At 70.5% G+C, this 18,259-nt stretch carries 17 protein-coding genes; 14 read left to right on the top strand and 3 right to left on the bottom strand.

Annotated elements, in window-relative coordinates:
- From DFS13_RS18535 to DFS13_RS18600, 14 genes are read left to right on the top strand one after another with little or no spacing between them, the layout of a single operon-like run.
- Window positions 1-984, top strand: a complete 984-nt coding sequence (locus DFS13_RS18535; protein ID WP_166677918.1) for a ferritin-like domain-containing protein — start codon at window positions 1-3, stop codon at window positions 982-984.
- A 3-nt stretch (window positions 985-987) separates the two neighbouring features.
- Window positions 988-1,971 (top strand): 3-oxoacyl-ACP synthase, encoded by a 984-nt coding sequence (locus tag DFS13_RS18540; RefSeq protein ID WP_111441966.1) that lies wholly within the window; start codon window positions 988-990, stop codon window positions 1,969-1,971.
- A complete protein-coding gene (locus DFS13_RS18545) occupies window positions 1,961-3,136 on the top strand; it encodes a PLP-dependent decarboxylase (RefSeq protein WP_060213177.1) in 1,176 nt (391 codons plus the stop codon). The genes DFS13_RS18540 and DFS13_RS18545 overlap by 11 nt, the downstream gene beginning before the upstream one ends.
- 16 nt (window positions 3,137-3,152) lie before the next feature.
- Window positions 3,153-4,736, top strand: a complete 1,584-nt coding sequence (locus DFS13_RS18550; RefSeq protein ID WP_034203960.1) for an acyl-CoA ligase (AMP-forming), exosortase A system-associated — start codon at window positions 3,153-3,155, stop codon at window positions 4,734-4,736.
- On the top strand, window positions 4,733-5,827 hold the full coding sequence (locus tag DFS13_RS18555; RefSeq protein WP_048988590.1) for a hypothetical protein: 1,095 nt from the start codon (window positions 4,733-4,735) through the stop codon (window positions 5,825-5,827). The genes DFS13_RS18550 and DFS13_RS18555 overlap by 4 nt, the downstream gene beginning before the upstream one ends.
- Window positions 5,827-7,677 (top strand): acyl-CoA dehydrogenase, encoded by a 1,851-nt coding sequence (locus DFS13_RS18560; protein ID WP_166677919.1) that lies wholly within the window; start codon window positions 5,827-5,829, stop codon window positions 7,675-7,677. Before DFS13_RS18555 ends, DFS13_RS18560 begins: the two co-directional genes overlap by 1 nt.
- Before the next feature lies 1 nt (window position 7,678).
- Window positions 7,679-8,923, top strand: a complete 1,245-nt coding sequence (locus DFS13_RS18565) for a citrate/2-methylcitrate synthase (protein ID WP_111441968.1) — start codon at window positions 7,679-7,681, stop codon at window positions 8,921-8,923.
- Window positions 8,924-8,952: 29 nt separating this feature from the next.
- On the top strand, window positions 8,953-9,615 hold the full coding sequence (locus DFS13_RS18570) for a class I SAM-dependent methyltransferase (RefSeq protein WP_006490905.1): 663 nt from the start codon (window positions 8,953-8,955) through the stop codon (window positions 9,613-9,615).
- 3 nt (window positions 9,616-9,618) lie between these two features.
- Window positions 9,619-10,692, top strand: coding sequence for a TauD/TfdA family dioxygenase (locus DFS13_RS18575; protein WP_111441969.1), 1,074 nt, complete (start codon window positions 9,619-9,621; stop codon window positions 10,690-10,692).
- A gap of 11 nt (window positions 10,693-10,703) precedes the next feature.
- On the top strand, window positions 10,704-11,717 hold the full coding sequence (locus tag DFS13_RS18580) for an ATP-binding cassette domain-containing protein (protein ID WP_034204100.1): 1,014 nt from the start codon (window positions 10,704-10,706) through the stop codon (window positions 11,715-11,717).
- The gene (locus DFS13_RS18585) at window positions 11,710-12,789 is read left to right on the top strand and encodes an ABC transporter permease (protein ID WP_006497999.1); all 1,080 of its coding nucleotides are present in this window, start codon (window positions 11,710-11,712) and stop codon (window positions 12,787-12,789) included. The genes DFS13_RS18580 and DFS13_RS18585 overlap by 8 nt, the downstream gene beginning before the upstream one ends.
- Window positions 12,790-12,826: 37 nt before the next feature.
- Window positions 12,827-13,369 (top strand): hypothetical protein, encoded by a 543-nt coding sequence (locus DFS13_RS18590; RefSeq protein WP_006491295.1) that lies wholly within the window; start codon window positions 12,827-12,829, stop codon window positions 13,367-13,369.
- A 2-nt stretch (window positions 13,370-13,371) separates the two neighbouring features.
- Complete coding sequence (locus DFS13_RS18595; protein WP_111441970.1) at window positions 13,372-14,790, top strand: FAD-binding oxidoreductase; 1,419 nt, start codon at window positions 13,372-13,374, stop codon at window positions 14,788-14,790.
- Window positions 14,791-14,822: 32 nt separating this feature from the next.
- On the top strand, window positions 14,823-15,065 hold the full coding sequence (locus tag DFS13_RS18600; RefSeq protein ID WP_006482540.1) for a hypothetical protein: 243 nt from the start codon (window positions 14,823-14,825) through the stop codon (window positions 15,063-15,065).
- Window positions 15,066-15,167: 102 nt separating this feature from the next.
- Here the strand turns inward: DFS13_RS18600 and DFS13_RS18605 are convergent, their stop codons facing one another.
- Genes DFS13_RS18605 through DFS13_RS18615 form a run of 3 tightly spaced genes read right to left on the bottom strand, consistent with a single transcriptional unit; the run spans window position 15,168 to window position 18,080 of the window.
- Window positions 15,168-16,520 (bottom strand): TRAP transporter large permease, encoded by a 1,353-nt coding sequence (locus DFS13_RS18605; protein WP_111441971.1) that lies wholly within the window; start codon window positions 16,518-16,520, stop codon window positions 15,168-15,170.
- Window positions 16,521-16,524: 4 nt separating this feature from the next.
- The gene (locus DFS13_RS18610; protein WP_012493692.1) at window positions 16,525-17,097 is read right to left on the bottom strand and encodes a TRAP transporter small permease; all 573 of its coding nucleotides are present in this window, start codon (window positions 17,095-17,097) and stop codon (window positions 16,525-16,527) included.
- Window positions 17,094-18,080 carry a TRAP transporter substrate-binding protein gene (locus DFS13_RS18615; RefSeq protein WP_111441972.1) on the bottom strand — a complete coding sequence of 329 codons (987 nt, stop codon included), beginning with the start codon at window positions 18,078-18,080 and terminating at the stop codon, window positions 17,094-17,096. The genes DFS13_RS18610 and DFS13_RS18615 overlap by 4 nt, the downstream gene beginning before the upstream one ends.
- Window positions 18,081-18,259: the final 179 nt, after the last annotated feature.

Raw genomic sequence — 18,259 nt, forward strand, 5'->3', positions numbered from 1 at the left:
ATGAATGACACGCTTACCGTGATGCAGGACACGGCCGATATCCGCTGGTCGATGCCCGTCGACGCGCTGATGTCGAACGACTACGCACTGCGCGAAGAGGCGCTGAACCGGCTGTACGAGAAGGCGAAGGCCGCGCAGTGGGACGTCGCGACCGACGTCGACTGGCGCCACGACCTCGACCCGGCGAACCCGCTCGGCATGCCCGATCCGACACTCTTGATCTACGGCACCGAGCTGTGGGGCAAGCTGGCCGACGCGGACAAGCGCGAGGTGCGCCATCACGCGCAGGGCTGGCTGTTGTCGCAGATCCTGCACGGCGAGCAGGCCGCGCTGATCTGCGCGTCGAAGCTCGCGTCGGCCGAGAATGGTCTGAGCGCGCGGTTGTGCGCAGCCGCGCAGATGATGGACGAAGCGCGCCACGTCGAGGCCTACGCGAAACTCGTCAACGAGAAGCTCGACGTCAGCTACCCGATGAGCCGCTCGCTGAAGGGGCTGCTGCACGACACGATCACGAGCAGCGCGCTCGACATGACGAACCTCGGGATGCAGGTGCTGGTCGAGGGCATCGCGCTGTCGATCTTCCAGAGCGTCGTCGCGTACAGCACCGATCCGTTCATCAAGGACCTGTTCCTGCGAATCCAGCGCGACGAAGCACGCCACTTCGCGGTCGGCCGGATCACGCTGTGCCGCGTGTACGCGGAGATGAGTGCGCACGAGCTGCGCGAGCGCGAGGAGTTCATCAGCGAAGGCGCGGCCGTGCTGTACGACCACCTGTGCGCGGACGACATCTGGGAACCGATGGGTCTGTCCAGGCGCGAATGCAGCGCGATGGTGCGCGAATCGCCGGTGTCGAGCTCGATCCGCCGCTCGATCTTCCGGCGCCTGGTGCCGACGATCCGCGAGATGGGCCTGCTCACGCCGACCGTGCAGGCGACCTTCGCAAAGCTCGACGTCCTCGACTACGCGGCGATGCCGCTCAACTGAACCATGACGACGACCTCCTCCCAAACGTCACGCGATTTCTGGATCGGCATCGACGCGGTGGCCTACGAGCTGCCGGGCCTGCCGGTCGATATCGAGGCCTGGGCCGCCGAACGCGACTACCCGGCGCAGCGGGCGGCCGCGATCGCGCAGTCGGGCAGCCGCTATTTCCACATGGCGCTCGACACGAGCGAGACCGATCTCGCGATCGCGGCGGTCGGCCGGCTGCTCGACACCGCGCGTGTGCAGCCGGCCGACGTCGGTGCGATCGTGCACGTGCACACGCAGCAATTCAGCGTGCCGCCCGCGCCGCGCAGCCTGCCGCACGAAGTGGCCGCGCAATTCGGCATCGAGCCGCTGTGGCTCGGCTCCGTCGCGCAACTGAACTGCGTGTCGGTCGCGGCCGGCATCGAAACCGTGCGCGCGTTGATGCGCCGCCATCCGCAGCTCGACACGGCGCTCGTGGTCTCGTCCGATCGCGTGTACGGCGAGGACTACCGGATGCGGCAGATGACGGGCGTGCAGTGCGACGGCGCGGCCGCGATGCTGATCGTGCGCAACAGCACGAAGAACCGGCTCGGCGGCATCGCGATCGAGACGCACGCGAAATGGCATCGCGGGTCGGACACCGTCGCCGCGAACGAGGCCGACCTGATCATGATGGAGTGGCCGTACACGCGCCGCGCGATCGACGCGGCCGTCGCGCTCGAGCCGCATGCGCTCGACGCGTACGACCTCGTGCTGCCGCACAACGCCGACCTGCCCGGCTGGAACGCGCTGTGCCGCGCGATGCGCGTGCCGGCCGAGCGGCTGTATGCGGACAACATCCATGCGCGCGGCCACGCATGCTGTTCGGATTTTCCGATCAACCTGGCCGACGTCGGGCTCGACGCGGTCGCGCACGGCAAGCGCGTGCTCGGCGTGATGCAGTCGAACTGCGGCGCGTATGCGGCCGCCACGCTCCATCCGGTGGGCTGCCATGACGCCTGAGCGCCCGCTTCCATCCGCCGGCGATCACGCGTGGATCGCCGATCTGCGCACGCCGTGCTACGTGTACGAGCCGGAGGTCGCGATCGCCCGCTACCGGTCGCTGAAGGCGCGCCTCGGCACGCGGCTGATCGTGTCGCTGAAGGCGAACCCGAACCAGGACATGCTCGCGCGCTGCGCGCATGCGTACGAGGACGGCGTCGAACTCGCGAGCCGCGGCGAACTCGACGCGGTGATCGGCCGGATCAAGACGGCGCGCTACCTGAACAATCCGTCGATGGACGAGATGTTCATGCGTGCCGGGCTCGCGTCGCGCTGCCATTTCGTGCTCGACAACCCCGACGCGGTCGCCCGTTTCGTGCCGCTCGCCCGCGAAGCGGCGGCCGGCGGCAGCACGCCGGGCGCCGTCCTGCTGCGCGTGAATGCCGGCGCGCTGGCAGGCGAACTCGCCCGCGCGCAGTGGCACGACCACTTCGGGATGACGCCGAACGAGGCGCACGACGCGGTGCGCACGCTCGCCGCCGCCGGCCTGCTGGTGGCCGGGCTGCACGTGTTCTCCGGCCCGCATTCGTTCATCCGCCAGGACCCGACGCAGCCCGACACGCTCGTGCTGCCCGAGCGGCTCGCGGCGCTGGCCCGCGATCTCGCGCCCGCCAACGGCGCACCGCTCGGTTCGTTGAGCCTCGGCGGCGGGTTTGCCGACGATCACCCGGGCGATGCCGCGTTCGAACGCTATGCCGCCGCGCTCGCGCCGCTGGCCGGCCGGTATTCGCTCGCGCACGAATCGGGCCGCGCGATCTTCGCCGATGCGGGCGTGTTCGCGACGCGCGTCGTCGCGGTCAAGACGTGGCAGGACCGCACGATCGCCGTCTGCGACGGCGGGCTGTCGCATGCGTTCCTGCTCGCGCAGACCGAATCGGTGATGCGCCGCCTGGCCGCGCCGTCGCTCGTGCGCCGCATGCCCGCGCCGCCGTCGCGCGGCGTGCCGACGCTCTACGTCGGCAGCACCTGCAGCCGCGCGGACGTGATCGGCCGCGACGACGCGGGCGCGCCGCCGCAGGTCGGCGACATCGCGGTGTTCGAACGCTGCGGCGCGTATCACCGCACGTACTCGATGGCGCATTTCCTGTCCCACGAAGCCGCGCACGTGTACGTGCGGCCGGCCTGAACCAGAGGAGCCGATCATGAACGCATTGATCAGCATCGCCGACCTGCTCGAACACGGCGCCGAGCGCTGGCCGCATCATCCGGCGTATGCCGACGGCGGCGGCACCCTGACTTACGACCAGCTCGCCCGCGCGGTCCGACGCGCCGCCGCCGTGCTCGCGGCGCGCGGCGTGCAGCCCGGCGAACGCGTCGCGATCTACGCGCCGAAGCGCGTCGAAACCGTGGTCGCGATGCTCGCGGCCAACGCACTCGGCGCGATCTTCGTGCCGGTCAATCCGCAGTTGAAGGAAGCGCAGATCGAACACATCGTCGCCGACAGCGGCGCCGCGCTGTTCGTGACCGGCGCGCAGCGGCTCAAGCGCCTGCCGGCGCTCGCCGCGCTCGTCGGCACGCGCACGCTGCTGATCGAGGAGCTGGCCGATGCGATCGACTCGCCGGGCACCGACACGCCGGCGTCGGCAGCGGCCCCCGCCGGCCGGCCGGTCGACGACGATCCGGCCGCGCTGCTCTACACGTCCGGCTCCACCGGCAAGCCGAAGGGCGTCGTCGTATCGCACCGCAACCTGGTGTCGGGCGCATTCAGTGTCGCCGCGTACCAGCGGCTCGCCGCCGACGACGTCGTGCTCGGCGTGCTGCCGCTCAGCTTCGATGCGGGCCTGAGCCAGCTCACGACCGCGCTGGCGTCCGGCGCGTGCTACACGCCGCTCGACTTCCTGCAGCCGGCCGAAGTGCCACGCCATTGCGACGCGTTCGGCGTCACGTCGATCACCGGCGTGCCGCCGCTGTGGATGCAGCTCGCGTCGGCCGGCTGGAGCGACACCGCGCGCACGCGGCTCCGCCGCTTCGCGAACACCGGCGGCCATCTCGCGACGCCGCTGCTGCACCGCCTGCAGGCGCTGTTCACGCAGGCTTCGCCGTACCTGATGTACGGGCTGACCGAGGCATTCCGCTCGACCTACCTGCCGCCCGCGGATGCCGCGCTGCGCCCGACGTCGATCGGCAAGGCCGTGCCGAACGCGGAGATCCTCGTGCTGCGCGCGGATGGCAGCGAATGCGCGGCCGACGAACCCGGCGAACTCGTGCATCGTGGCGCGTTCGTCACGCTCGGCTACTGGAACCGGCCCGAGCTGACCGCGCAGCGTTTCCGCCCGCTGCCGCGCCGGCACGGCGAGATTCCGCGCCCGGACGTCGCCGTGTGGTCGGGCGACATCGTGCGGCGCGACGCGGACGGCTACCTGTACTTCGTCGCACGCGGCGACGACATGATCAAGACGTCCGGCTATCGCGTGAGTCCGACCGAGGTCGAGGACGTGCTGTTCGCGCTGCCGCACATCCGCGAGGCCGCGGTGTTCAGCGTCCCGCATCCCGCACTCGGAGAAGCGATCGCCGCATGCGTCGTATCGACGCTCGACGCCGACGCGTGCCGCGCCGACATCGCCCGCGCGTGCCGCGATGCGTTGCCCACCTACATGAACCCGCTCGTCGTCGAGCCGCTGCCGGCGTTGCCGCGCAACCCGAACGGCAAGATCGACCGACCGGCGCTGAAAGCGCAGTATCGCGACGCGTTCGCGCGCCCGAACCTCGAGGAGACCGCCGCATGACCCTGTCGACGCTCGATGAAACCTGTATCGGCGCGCCGCGCGTCGCCGCGCCCGGTACGCTCGCGTTGTCCGGCGGCGTCGTGGTGCTGCCGCCCGCCGTCGTGTTCAGCGCGATCCAGGCGCAGGAGCGCCACCCCGGCTACCGGCACCTGCTGTTGCCGCAGGCGCGCTTTGCGCGGCCGCGCGGCATGGGCGCGCTGACGCCCGACGAAGGCACGCGCCTCGCGCCCGGCGGCCGGCCCGCGCTGCGCGTCGCGCCGCCCGGGCGCAGCCTCGCCGACCTCGCCGCCGACGCGGCGCTGGACCTGCGCGACCAGCTCGGCTCCGGCGCGCTGGCGCGCACCACGCACGTGATCGTCGCGAGTTGCGCGCTCAACGAAGGGATCGGCGACTCGGTCGTCGGCCGCATGCAGTACGAACTCGGGCTGCAGCGCGTGACGCCGTTCGCGCTCGGCCAGAACGGCACGCTCGGCTGGTATTCGGCGCTGATGCTGCTCGACGGGTTGCTGCTCGACGAGGGCGACCAGGCGCTCGTGATCCTCAGCGACAAGTGGCTCTACCCGTTCTTCCGCCAGTTCGGCGACCTGGTCGGCTACGGCGACGCGGCCGCCGCATTGCTCGTATCGCGCGCGGGCCCCGCGCCGGAGCCGGCCGCGTGGGGCGGCGTGCGCGCCGTCGCGCTCGAATTCGGGCCGTCGGTCACGGATCCGTGGGCCGATGCGCCGGCCGCGCTGCGCGACACGCTCGCGCCAGTCGCGGCCCGCGCGATCCGCCGCGCGCTCGAGCAGGCGAACCTGCGCGCGAACCAGATCGACTGGTGCGTGCCGCCCGGCTTCGATCCCGGCTTCGCGGCGCGCGTGGCCGACGCCGCGTCGATTCCGGTCGGCGCACGTATCCAGCACGACGGCTCGGGCCATCTGTCGTCGGCCGAATCGGCCGCCGCGCTGATCCGGCTCGCGGGCGCGCTCGACGAAGGCGAACGCCGCACGGTGCTCGTCTGGGACGCGGCGCTGCATGGCGGGGCCGCCGCCGCCGTGGTCGACCTGGCCGGCGGCCTCGACGCCGCGCTCGACATCGAAGGAGACGCATGATGAGCGCATACAAGGTGAGCCTGCGCGAGCTGCGCTTCTTTCTGTGGGAACTGTTCGAGGCCGACAAGCGGTTCCTGGCGGAGCACGGCCTGTACGGCACGCACGATCGTGCATCGATCGACGCGCTGCTCGAACGCGCGCGCGACTTCGCGCTCGACCTCGGCCGCAGCTATCAGCAGGCCGACGTCGAGGGCTGCACGCTGCTCGACGACGGCCAGGTCCGGATTCCGTCGCATTTCCACGCGCTGTGGGCGCGCTTTCGCGACGAATGGTCGAACACGCTGTTCGGCACCGCGCACGGGCTGCCGCCGATCGTCACGCAGATGATCTACGAGATGTTCATGGGCGCGAATCCGTCGTTCATGACCTACGGCGGCTTCACGCGCCCCGCGATCAAGCTGCTGCAGATGCACGGCACGCCGCACCAGAAGGCGCTGATTGCGCCGCTCGAAGCGTACCGCTGGGACGCGTGCTTCTGCGCGACCGAACCGCAGGCCGGCACCGACCTCACCGCCGTGGCGCTGCGCGCGACGCCGATCGAACGCGACGTCTACGCGATCGACGGCGAGAAGGTCTACATCTCGGCCGGCATGCACGAGCTGACGGAGAACACGCTGTATTTCGTGCTCGGGCGCATCGATACCGCGTCGCCGGATTCGTTCTCGCTGTCGTGCCTCGTCGTGCCACGCTTCTGGCCCGACGACGAAACCGGCGAGCTGCAGCCGAACCACGTCGACTGCATCGGCCTGCCGCGCAAGATGGGGCTGAAGGGCTGCGCGAACACGCATCTGGTATTCGGCGCGAACGGCACGACGAAAGGCTGGCTGCTCGGCGGCCGGCGCAACGTCGGCCTGCTGCAGCTGATGCCGCTGATGAACCAGGCGCGGATGAGCACCGGGATGTTCGGCGTCGGCGTCGCGTCGAGCGCGTACCTGCACGCGGTCGAGTATGCGGGCCGCCGGCTGCAGGGCCGGCCGATCGAGCGCGCGTCGAACACCAATGCCGCGCGCGTCGCGATCGTCGAGCACGCGGACGTGCAGCGCATGCTGGTCGACATGAAAAGCCGCGTCGACGGCTGCCGCGGCCTGCTCGGCAAGCTCGCGGCGACCGCGACGCGCGCGGCGATGCTCGAGGCGACGCCCGACGCCGACCCGGCGGAGATCGAACGCCATCGCAAGCTGCAACTGCTGCTGACGCCGATCTGCAAGGCGTTCATCTCCGACCAGGCGTGGCGCATCTGCGAAACGGCGATCCAGGTGCACGGCGGGCTCGGCTATACCGATGCGAGCCCCGTCGAGCAGAACGCGCGCGACGTGAAAATCCTGTCGATCTGGGAAGGCACGAACTACATCCAGGCGCAGGATCTCGTGCGCGACAAGCTCGGCTTCGGCCGTCATTCGCGGCTGATCCAGTACTACCGCGACGAACTCGACGCGTTCCTCGCGCAGCAGCATCACACCGCCACGCATGCGGAATTGCGGCCGCTGTTCGATGCGCTGCGCGCGGGCGCCGACCGCATCGCCGCCGCGCTCGACGACATCGCGCGCGACGTGCAGGACGGCCACACGCATCGCAGCAGCCAGTTCTACACGCGCTTCCTGGAGATGTTCGGCGTGGTCACGTCGGCGTGGGTGCTGCTCGAATCGGCGACGATCGCCGCGCGCCGGCTCGATGCGCCGGAGACGGCCGACACGCCAGCCGAACTCGCGTTCTATCGCGGCAAGCTGAAAAGCGCGCGCTACTACTTCGCGAACGTGCTGCCCGTCGTCGACCAGCACGCGGCCGTGATCGCCGCGATGGCGCACGCGGCGATCAGCGTCAGCAGCGACGAACTCGCCGCGGTGGAATGACATGGATACGACACTCGACTCCAGCGTCCCCGCCGCGAAGACCGGCGATGCGCCGCGCAACCTGCTCGGCCGGCCGACGACGCGCCATCGCGGCACCGACATCGACGGCGCGACGCTCGACCCCGAAGCGCTCCGCGTGCGCGATCTCGACCTGAACGCGCTGATCGGCGCGACGACGTTCGAAGGCGCGCTCGCGCATCTGTGGTTCGACGTCGCGCCCGGCCGCGCGGACCACCGCACGCACGAGGCGACGATCGGTGCGCGGCTCGCGGCGTTCGCCGACGCGCTCGCGCCGGGCTCGGTCGCGCAGTCGATCGCAGCCGAGCTCGGCGCGGCCGGCGTCGCGCCGGTGTTCGCGGCCGCGTCCGGCCTGCTGCGCGGCCTCGACGACGTGACCGACCGCGTGCGCGGCCCGGCGCCGGACGATGCCGATCTCGACACGATGCTGCTGTGCGCGGCCGCCGCGCCGTTCCTGCTGCACGCGGCGATCGAGGGGCGGCCGTTCGCCGCCGGCCCGCACGCCCGCGGCGGCACCGCGCTCGATGCAGCGCGGACGCACACGCAACGCATGCTCGTGCTGACCGGCGCGACACGCCACGACTCGCCGGCACAAGCGGCGATGGACATGCTGCTCGTCGCGTGGCACGCCGGCTTCGGCTACATCACGCCGACCGTGCTCGCGCCGCGCGTCGCGATCGGCACCGGCGTCACGCTGACGCAGGCGATCGCGTCCGGCTTCCTCGCGAGCGGGCCGTCGCACGTCGGGGCGGCGCTCGAAGCGATGCAGTGGCTCACGGCACTCGCGCGATCCATACCGGGCGGCGCCGGCGCGCCGGCCACCGCGCTCGACGCGGCCGGCCGCGCGGCGATCGATACGGCGCTCGACGCGAAACGCACGCTGTACGGCTTCGGCCATCCGCTGTTCGTCGCCGATCCGCGTCCGCCGCACATGCGCGGCCGGTTCGCCGCATGCGGCTTCGACGGCGGCTACGTGACGCTGTTCGACGCGTGCTGCGCACAGGCCGATGCGCGCCGCGCGCTGCGGCCGAACATCGATTTCCTGACCGCCGCGACGCTGCTCGAACTCGGCGTCGCCGCGCCGTCGTGGGGCGTCGGCGTCGGACTCGGCGCGCGCATCGCGGCGATGGCCGCGCATGCGGTGGAACGGCGCCGCCGCCCGGCGTTCGGCGTCAACAGCGCGACCGCGCGGCGGCTCCTGGCCGCCGTGCCGGTCGGCTGGCTGTGAACCCTCACCCTTTTTGCACAAGGAACGTCATGCTGCTCAAGAACCTGCGCCCGGCGAACGACTACGATCGCTTCGCCACCGAAACGCTCGAACCGTGGGACCTGCTGTTCATCAGCCGCATCCGCCAGCTGGCGCGCGGGATGACGGCCGGCACGATCGCCGACATCGGCACGGCCACCGGCGTCGTGCCGGTGCGGCTCGCGACCGATCCGGCGATGCGCGGCTGGCGCTACGTCGGCATCGACCTCGATCCGGCGATGCTCGACGAAGGCCGCCCGCGCATCCACGAACTCGGGCTCGACGACACGATCGAGATGCGCGTCGGCGACGCGCTCGCGCTGCCGTTCGACGACGGCACGCTGACGATGGCGGTCGGCCGCGCGACGCTGCATCACCTGCCCGACAAGGCGCTCAGCCTGACCGAGATGTACCGCGTGCTGGCGCCGGGCGGCATCGCGCTCGTGCACGACATGCGCCGCGACGCGCCGCAGCACCTGCTCGACCGCTTCACCGCGATGCGCGCGGCCGCCGACTATCCGCCGACCCACGTCGAGGAAAAGATCACGCTCGACGAAGCACATGCGCTCGTCGCCGAGGCCGGTCTGGCCGAAGTTGCGTCGATCTACAGCCCGAGCATGGGGCTCGGCGCGCTCGGCTTCGAAATCCTGCTGAAGAAACCGGCGCTGGCCTGAGCGATGACCGATCTCGCCTTCCTCGCCGCGCATGCCGCCGCGCGCCTCGGAGCCGACGACGTGCACTGCGCGGCGGTCGCGCCCGGCGCGACGCTGCCGCTGTGCGTGACGCCGCGCAGCGCCGAACTCGCGACGTCGCCGGAGATGTTCGTCGCGTGGTACCGCTCGCGGCTCGACACGATCGACACGCTGCTCGACGCATGCGGCGCGCTGCTGTGGCGCGGCTTCGCGGTGCCCGACACCGCCGCGTTCGGCCGCCTCGGCGCGCTGTATCCGCCGCACGCGAACGGCTACACGGCCGGCGCCGCGCCGCGCCGGCAGATCGACGGCCAGGTCTACGAGTCGACCCGCATGCCGCCGCCGTTCAGGATCGGGCTGCATCAGGAAATGGCCTACATGCCCGCGTTTCCGCGCCTCGTCGCGTTCTACTGCCGGCTGCCGGCGGAAGCCGGCGGCGAGACGCCGATCTGCGACATGCGGCGCGTGACCGCGCGCGTGCCGGCCGCGCTGCGCGAACGATTCGCCGAACGCGGCGTGATGTACCTGCGCAATTTCGCGGCGCCGGGCGACCGCGTGGACAGTCTCGCCGCGAACCCGAACCTGCCGTTCGCCGCGTACCACCGGCCGTGGGACGACGCATTCGGGACGACCGAGCGCGACGAAGTCGAGCGGCTGTGCGCGGAACGCGGCGTCGGCTGCCGCTGGCTCGACGACGGCAGCGTGACCGTGTCGCACGTCGGCAGCGCGCTGCGCACGCATCCGCGCACCGGCGAGACGGTGTGGTTCAACCAGGCGAGCGCGCAGCACCCGAACCCGCGCTCGATGGGCGAGCTCAGCTATCGCTACCTGCAGCGCATGTACGGCGCGCGCGCCGCGTTCCCGTACGAGATCCGCTACGGCGACGGCGCGCCGATGCCGTTCGACGATCTGGTGGCGATCTACGACGCGCTCGACGACGAGGAATTCGCGTTCCCGTGGCAGACCGGCGACGTGCTCGTCGTCGACAACATGCTGGTCGCGCACGGCCGCAACCCGTACCGGGGCGCGCGCGACACGCAGGTCATGCTGTTCGACTGAGGATGCCGACGATGAGCGTTTCGTTTCTTGCGTCGGTGCGCGCGATGTTCGGCCCGTCCCCCGCGTTCGATCGACCGCAGCGCGCGGGCACGCCGCCGCGGCCCGACGCGCATGCGCCGGGCGCGGCGCTCGGCGCGCGCGCGATCGACGTCGCGGCCGGCGATTTCCGCTTGTCCGCGCGCCACGTGCGCTTCCGGCTCGGCGCGATCACCGCGATCGTCGGGCCGAACGGTTCCGGCAAGACCACGCTGCTCGAAACGCTGCTCGGCTTCCGGCGCGGCGGCAGCGACGTGCGCGTGCTCGACGTGCCGGCCGAACGCTTCATGCGCGATTCGCGGTCGTTACAGCGGCTCGGCGCGCAATTGCAGAAGGTCGAGTATCCCGATCATCTGCGTGTATCCGAGATCGTCGCGCTGCACCGCGCGATGTACGCGCACACCGATGCGGCGATCGCCGACGCGCTCGGCATCGCCGAACTGCTCGACAAGCCGTGCCGCGCGCTGTCGAAGGGGCAGCGCCAGCGCGTCGACCTGTACGTCGCGCTCGCGCACCGGCCCGAGCTGGCCGTGCTCGACGAGCCGTTCACGGGCCTCGACCGCCGCTATGCGGGCGTCGTGATCGATCTGCTGCGCCACCGCGCAAGCGGCACGAGCGTCGCGATGATCTGCCATTCCGAGGAAGAACTGAGCGTGGTCGACGATCTCGTCTGGGTACGCGACGGCGGCGTGCGCTACCAGGGCGACCGGGATACGCTGCGCGCCGAGCTCGTCGGCGACGCGCGCGCGGTGCTGCATTGCCGCGACGAAGCCGATGCGCGCGCGCTGCGCAAGCGGCTCGCGGCGCTGCCCGGCGTGACCGGCGTGCGCGTGTCGGCCGCGCACGTGGTCGAGGCGTTCGGCGACGCCACGCTGCATCCGAACGTGCACCGGATCGTCGGCGAACGCGGCATCCAGCATCTGGCGCTCGCGCCCAGCACGCCGGGCGACCTGCTGCGCCTGTGCACCGAGGGCCCGACCCATGACTAAGGTGTTCCTGATCCTCGTGCGCAACGAGTTGCTCGGCTATCTGCGCAGCCGCTCGTCGCTATTCTGGACGCTCGTGTTCCCGGTGTTTCTGCTGAGCGTGATGCTGTTCGCGTTCGGCGGCTCGGGCTCGCTCGGCACGGCCGACATCGCGTTCGACGTGCCCGGCGGCGCAACGCCGTACAGCCGCGCATGCGAAGCGCAGATCGTCGCCAGCCTGTCGCACAGCGACACGGTGAAGGCGACCTTCGGCGGCCGCGGCGCGCCGGCCGATCGCGTGACCGTCGTGCTCGGCGCCGACGAGCGCACGCCGGCGACGATCCGCTACGACTTCAACGGCCCGCTCGCGGTGAAGGCCGCATCGCGGGTCGTCGAGATCGCGCTTGCGCGCTGCGCCGCGCAGCGGCTCGGGCTGCCGGCCGCACAGGCGCGCTTCGAGAATGCCGCGCCGACGCGCCGGCCGTTCGACTACGGCGCGTTCTTCGCGACCGGCATCCTCGTGATGGCGTTCATGGCGATCGGCCTCAATTCGACGACCACCGCGATCGCCGCGCTGCGCGAGCGCAATACGTTCAAGCTGTACGTGTGCTTTCCGGTGTCGCGCGGCGTGTTCCTCGCCGCGCTGATCGTCGCGCGGATGGCGATGATGGCGCTGTCGGCGCTCGTGCTGCTGACGGTCGCGCGCGTCGCGTTCGGCATCGCGCTGCCGATCGCGACGCCGGACGGGCTGCGCGCGTTGCCGATCGTGCTGCTCGGCGCGGCGATGGTGCTGAGCATCGGCGTGCTGCTGGCGAGCCGCGCCCGCTCGCTCGCCGCGGCCGAACTCGCATGCAACGTCACCTACTACCCGCTGCTGTTCTTCAGCGACCTGACGATCCCGATGCACGACGCGCCCGCGTGGCTGAAGGCCGGGCTCGCGTTCCTGCCGACCAACCAGTTCGCAGTCGCGCTGCGCGGCGCGCTGGTCGACGGCGCGCCGTACGCGCAGCTCGCGCCGCAACTGCTCGGCATGACCGCGTGCACCGCGCTGTTCCTGTTCGCCGCCGTGCGGCTGTTCCGCTGGCACGACGCTTGACGCGTCGCCCCGCTGTTTCGACGAAGGAGAATCATCGATGAAATCGAACCATCCCATAACCGGCTACCTGCTGCACGCGAGCAATTTCCTGCCGGCGATCGTGTTCCTGTTCTACGGCCGGCTCGGCCCCGAGCAGCCGGACCTGCGCTGGACCCACGCGTTCCTGATCGGCGGCGTGCTCGCGCTCGTGCACGGCGCGTGGCTGATGCGCCGCGCGGAACGCAACAGCATCGCGCTCGGCGTCGACCTGTTCCTCGTGATCGGCGCGGTGCTCGCGCTCGTCTCGCCGACAGGTAGCCGTCTGTGGGGCGAGGAGCTCGGGCCGGCCGCGATGCTCGTCTGCGTGCTGGTGGTCGGCATCGTGCATACCGCGTGGTCGGACGGCGGCTTCGTCGACGGCACGTTCGTCGACCATGCGCGCGCGCGTTCGCTGTCGCTCGTGCTGCTCGCCGTCACCGTCGTCGCGCTCGCGGTGTCGATCACGATGCGCCACAGCCCGCTGTGGGGCGGCGTCGTGCCGCTGATCGCGCTGGTCGTCGTGCGCGGCCGGCTGCGCAAGCAGCTCGCGCGGGCAAGCTGACGATGAACGCGCTGCCCGCACACGCAGCCCACGCCGCGCAGCGGCACGCGCTCGCCGCGGCACTCGGCGACGGCTGGCTCGACGGCTCGGCCTGCGAGCCGTATGCGATCGACGTCGCGCGATACGGCGGCGTGCCGCTCGGCGTCGCGCGGCCGGCGTCGACCGCCGACGTGCGCGCGCTCGTCCGCGTCGCCGTCGCGCACCGGATCGCGCTCGTCGCCCAGGGCGCGCGCACCGGGCTCGTCGGCGCCGCCGTGCCCGATCGCAGCGGCACGCAATGCGTGGTGTCGTTCGAGCGGATGCGCGCCGTTCGCGGGTTCGATCCTTCGAATCGCAGCATCACCGTCGACGCCGGCGTGCGGCTGTCCGACATCAATCGCGTGGCGGGCGAAGCCGGGCTCTGCGTGCCGATCGATCTCGGCAGCGATCCGGCGGCCGGCGGCCTCGTCGGCGCGAACGCGGGCGGCAGCCGCCTGATCAAGTACGGCGACGTGCGCCGTCACGTGCTCGGCGTCGAAGTGGTTCTTGCGGATGAAGCCGGCACCGTGATCGACGCGCTCGCGCCGCTGCGCAAGCGCAACGCGGGCTTCGACGTCGCGCAGTGTTTCATCGGCGCGAATGGCGCAAACGGGCTCGTGACGGCCGTGTCGTTCGCGCTCGCGCCGCTCGAGCGGTCGTCGTGCGCGGCGTTCGTCGCGTTCGCGTCGTACGACGCGGCGCTCGCCGGCCTGCTCGCATTCGAACGCGCGTTCGGCGAGATGCTGTCGGCGTTCGAATTCATGTCGGCGGCGGCGGTCGGTTGCGTCGCCGCCGCGTTTCCCGCGTTGCGCGCGCCGTTCGACGCGAGCGCTGCCGCGTGCTACGCGCTCGTCGAGATCGCGACCGGCATGCCGGGGCTCGATGCGCTGCTCGAGGAACGCACGGTCGCGACGCTCGACGCGCTCGCAAGCGAACGGCGGGTGCTCGACGCGGCGTGTGCGCCGGCGGAACGGTTCTGGCGGATTCGCGACGCATTGCCGGTCGCGGTCGCGCAGGACGGCGTGCCGCTGTCGTTCGACGTGTCGTTCCCGCGCGGCGCGCTGGCCGGATTCGTCGCCGACGCCGAGCAATGGCTCGCCGCCGCGCATCCGGCGCTGCGCTGCCATGCGTTCGGGCATTTCGGCGACGGCGGCTGCCATCTCGTCGTATCGATTCCGCATACCGAAGCAGAACGCTACGGGCCGCTGCAGCAGGTGGCGTTGCGCGGCGCGCTGTACGACCGCGTCGTGCGCGCGGGCGGCTGCTTCAGCGCGGAACATGGCGTCGGGCCGGTCAATATCGCGTACTACCGCAAGCACGTGCCGGCCGCGCACCGGCAACTCGCCGGCGCCGTCCAGCATGCGATCGATCCGCTCGGGCTGGTCGGGCGGGTCCGTTACTGATGCGCCGCTTCACGGCGCCACGGAGATTTCGCATGATGTTTCGACACCCGCCCGGCCCGGGCACGCCTTCCGAACCCGACGCCGATCCTTCGTCCTCGGGCATCCCGGCCACGCTGCCCGACTCGGGCGTGGTGGTCAACGTGCGGGGCGTCGCCTGCGTGATCCCGTTGCCGCCGCGCGACCATGCGCGCCCGGCGCTGTGGCGCGAACTGGCGGACTGGCGCGACGAACGGTCGATCGCTCGCGACCTCGAACCGGATGGACGGCAGGATTGAGCAGCCGGCTCGCGACGGCGCGGCAAGCGCGCCGCGCATGCAACCGCGGCGCCGGACCACCTCGGTCGTCCGGCGCCGCGACGGGCGAAACGCGCAACGCAATCAGAACACCGCGTGCCCGCTGATCAGGCTCGGCAGCCACGTCGAGAAGAACGGCATGTACGTGACGATGTTGATCGCGCTGAAGATTGCGAGGTAGTACGGCCACGCCATTTTCGTGGTCTCGCCGATCGATACGTTGCCGATCGCGCAGCCGACGAACTGCACCGACCCGATCGGCGGATGCACGAGGCCGAGCGAGCAGTTCAGCAGCAGCATGATCCCGAACTGCACCGGGCCGACGCCGCACGCCATCGCGATCGGCAGGAACAGCGGCGTCGTGATCAGGATGTGCGCGGCCATGTCGACGAACGTGCCGAGGAACACCTGGATGATGTTGATGTACAGCAGCATCAGCCACGGCGCGGCGGTCGACTGCTTCAGCAGCCCTTCGATCGCATCCGGGATCTCCAGGTACGACATCTGGAAGCGCAGCATGTTGGACACCGCGATCAGCAGCAGCACGACGCCCGTCGTGCGCGCCGCATGCGACAGCGCGCGGCGCAGCTTCTCGGCCGTCAGTGTCCGGTAGACCACCGCGGTCAACACCAGCGAGTACACGACGGCGATCGCGGCCGCCTCGGTCGCGGTGGCGATGCCCTTCGCGACGCACACGAGGATGATCGCGATCACCATCAGCCCGGGCACCGCGCCGACGAAGCTGCGCAGCACCGCATACCAGCCGGGAAACCGCGGCAGCGCGGACGAGCCGTCCTCGCGGTGCGGATAGCCGTGACGCACGGCCTGCCAGTACGCGGCGGCGAGCACGAAGCCCATCACCCACAACACCGGCAGGAGCCCCGAGAACAGCAGGTCGCCGATCGACACGCCGCTCACCGGCTGGCCGTGCAGCATCCCGGTGATGCCCTGCGCGGCGAACGCGTAGATGATCATGTTGGTCGACGTCGGCATCAGCGCGCCGGCGAGCGACGCATGCGTCGTCACGTTGACCGCGTACGCGGCGCTGTAGCCTTCGCGCTTCATCAGCGGAATCACCACGCCGCCCATCGCCGACGTATCGGCGGTCGGCGAGCCCGACACGCCGCCGAACAGCGTGCACGCGACGACGTTCGCCATCCCGAGGCCGCCGCGGAAATGGCCGACGGTCGCCTGCGCGAAGCGCAGGATCCGGTCCGCGATGCCGCCGTGCAGCATCAGTTCGCCGGAAAAGATGAAGAACGGCACCGCGAGGAACGAGAACGCGTTCATCCCCGAGATCATCGCCTGCATCGCGGTCGCGATCGGCAGGCCTTCGACCAGGTAGGTGAGCACGCACGCAATGCCGAGCGCGAACGACACGGGCACGCCGAGCACGAGGAAGATCAGAAAACTGACGGACAGGATCGCGAGTTCCATGGCGTTATTGTCCCGACGAAGTACGACGAAGCGCGAGCAGGTGCTCGAGCGAGAAGAAGATGATCGCAACCGCCGCGGGCATCGTGATCAGGTAGCGCACGCCTTCGGGCAGCCCGATGATCGGGATGCGGTCGCCCATCGTCTCGGCGGCCATGCTGCCGCAGCCGATCATGATCATGATCGCGAACGCGATCAGGCTCAGGTGCTGGATCGCGATGACGACCGTGCGCGCCTTCGGCGACAGCCGGCGCACCAGCGAATCGAGGCCGATATGGCCGCCGTCGCGCACCTTCATCGCCGCGCCGAACATCGCGATCACGATCACGAGCAACAGCGCGATCGGCTCGACGAAATCCGGCGCGTTCTCGAACACGTAGCGCATCACGACCGCATAGAACACCAGCACCGTGAGTACCGCGAGGCATGCTGAAGCGATTCCCGCCAGCACGCGGAACAGCACGTCGTTCACGCAGCGCAGCAGCGGCGCGGCGTGCGGCCGCGCCGGCGCCGCGCCGTCGGGGGCGGCGGCCGACGCGCCTGCGGCCGCCGCGCTGTTCAGGGAAGTGCGACGCGTCACTTGGTGGCCTCGATCTCGTCGACGATCTGCTTCATCTGCGGCGTCTTTTCATACTTGGTCCACAGCGGCTGCATCGCCTTCACGAACGCCGCGCGGTCGATCTGCGCGGCCGGCAGGATCTTCGCGCCGCCCTTCGTCACCAGCTGCTGCGCGGACGCCTCGCGCGCGGTCCACAGCTTCTGGTAGTACGGCACCGAATCGGCCGCCGCCTTGCGGATCGCCGCCTGCTCCTGCGGCGACAGCGTGTCCCAGATCTTCTTCGAGAACACCAGCACTTCCGGCGTCATCGCGTGCTGCGTCTCCGAGTAATCGGGCGCGACTTCGTAATGCTTGGTTTCCTCGTACGACGGCAGGTTGTTTTCCGCCGCATCGACGAGGCCCGTCTTCAGGCCCGTGTACACCTCGGCGAACGGCATCGGCGTCGGCGTGCCGCCCATCGCCTTGATCTCGTCGACCATCAGGTCGGACGGTTGCACGCGCACCTTCAGCCCCTTCATGTCGGCCGGCGAGCGCACCGGGCGCTTCGCGTAGATCGAGCGCGCGCCGCTCTCGTAGAACGTCAGCGCGATCATCCCCTTCGCGGTGAACGCATCGAGGATCTTCTGGCCGGCCGGCCCGTACATCGCCTTGCGGAAGTGCGCGACGTCGCGGAACAGGAACGGGAACGACGGAATCAGCGATTCCGGCACGATCTCGTTGAACGACGCGCCGTTCACGCGCGCCATGTCGATCGCGCCGATCCGCACCTGGTCGACCGTGTCCTTCTCGGAGCCGAGCGCGCTGTTGCCGAACACCTTGATCGAATCCTTGCCGCCCGTCTGCTTCGACAGTTCCTCGCCCATGAACTTCACGGCCATGTTGGTCGGGAAGGTGTCGCCGTGCACGTCCGCCGAGCGGAACACGCGCGCCTGCGCGGACATCACGAAACCGGCCATCAGTGCGACGGCCAGGGCGGTACGGGAGCCGGTGAATCGGTGCTTCATGGTGAGTCTCCTTGATGGTCGATCGTTGTTGTGCGGCGATCCGTCGGCAGGCGCCTGCGTCGCCGGTACGCTTCCTTGAACCGCAGAGTCATACGTCGTATGACATGTCGAGCGAATGTACGTCGGTTAACCGTTTAACTCACTTGGTGCATACCCCTATAACCGCTGCTATCAAGGGC

This window comes from Burkholderia sp. 28_3 (genome assembly GCF_003253915.1).
Taxonomy (GTDB): Bacteria; Pseudomonadota; Gammaproteobacteria; order Burkholderiales; family Burkholderiaceae; genus Burkholderia; species Burkholderia cenocepacia.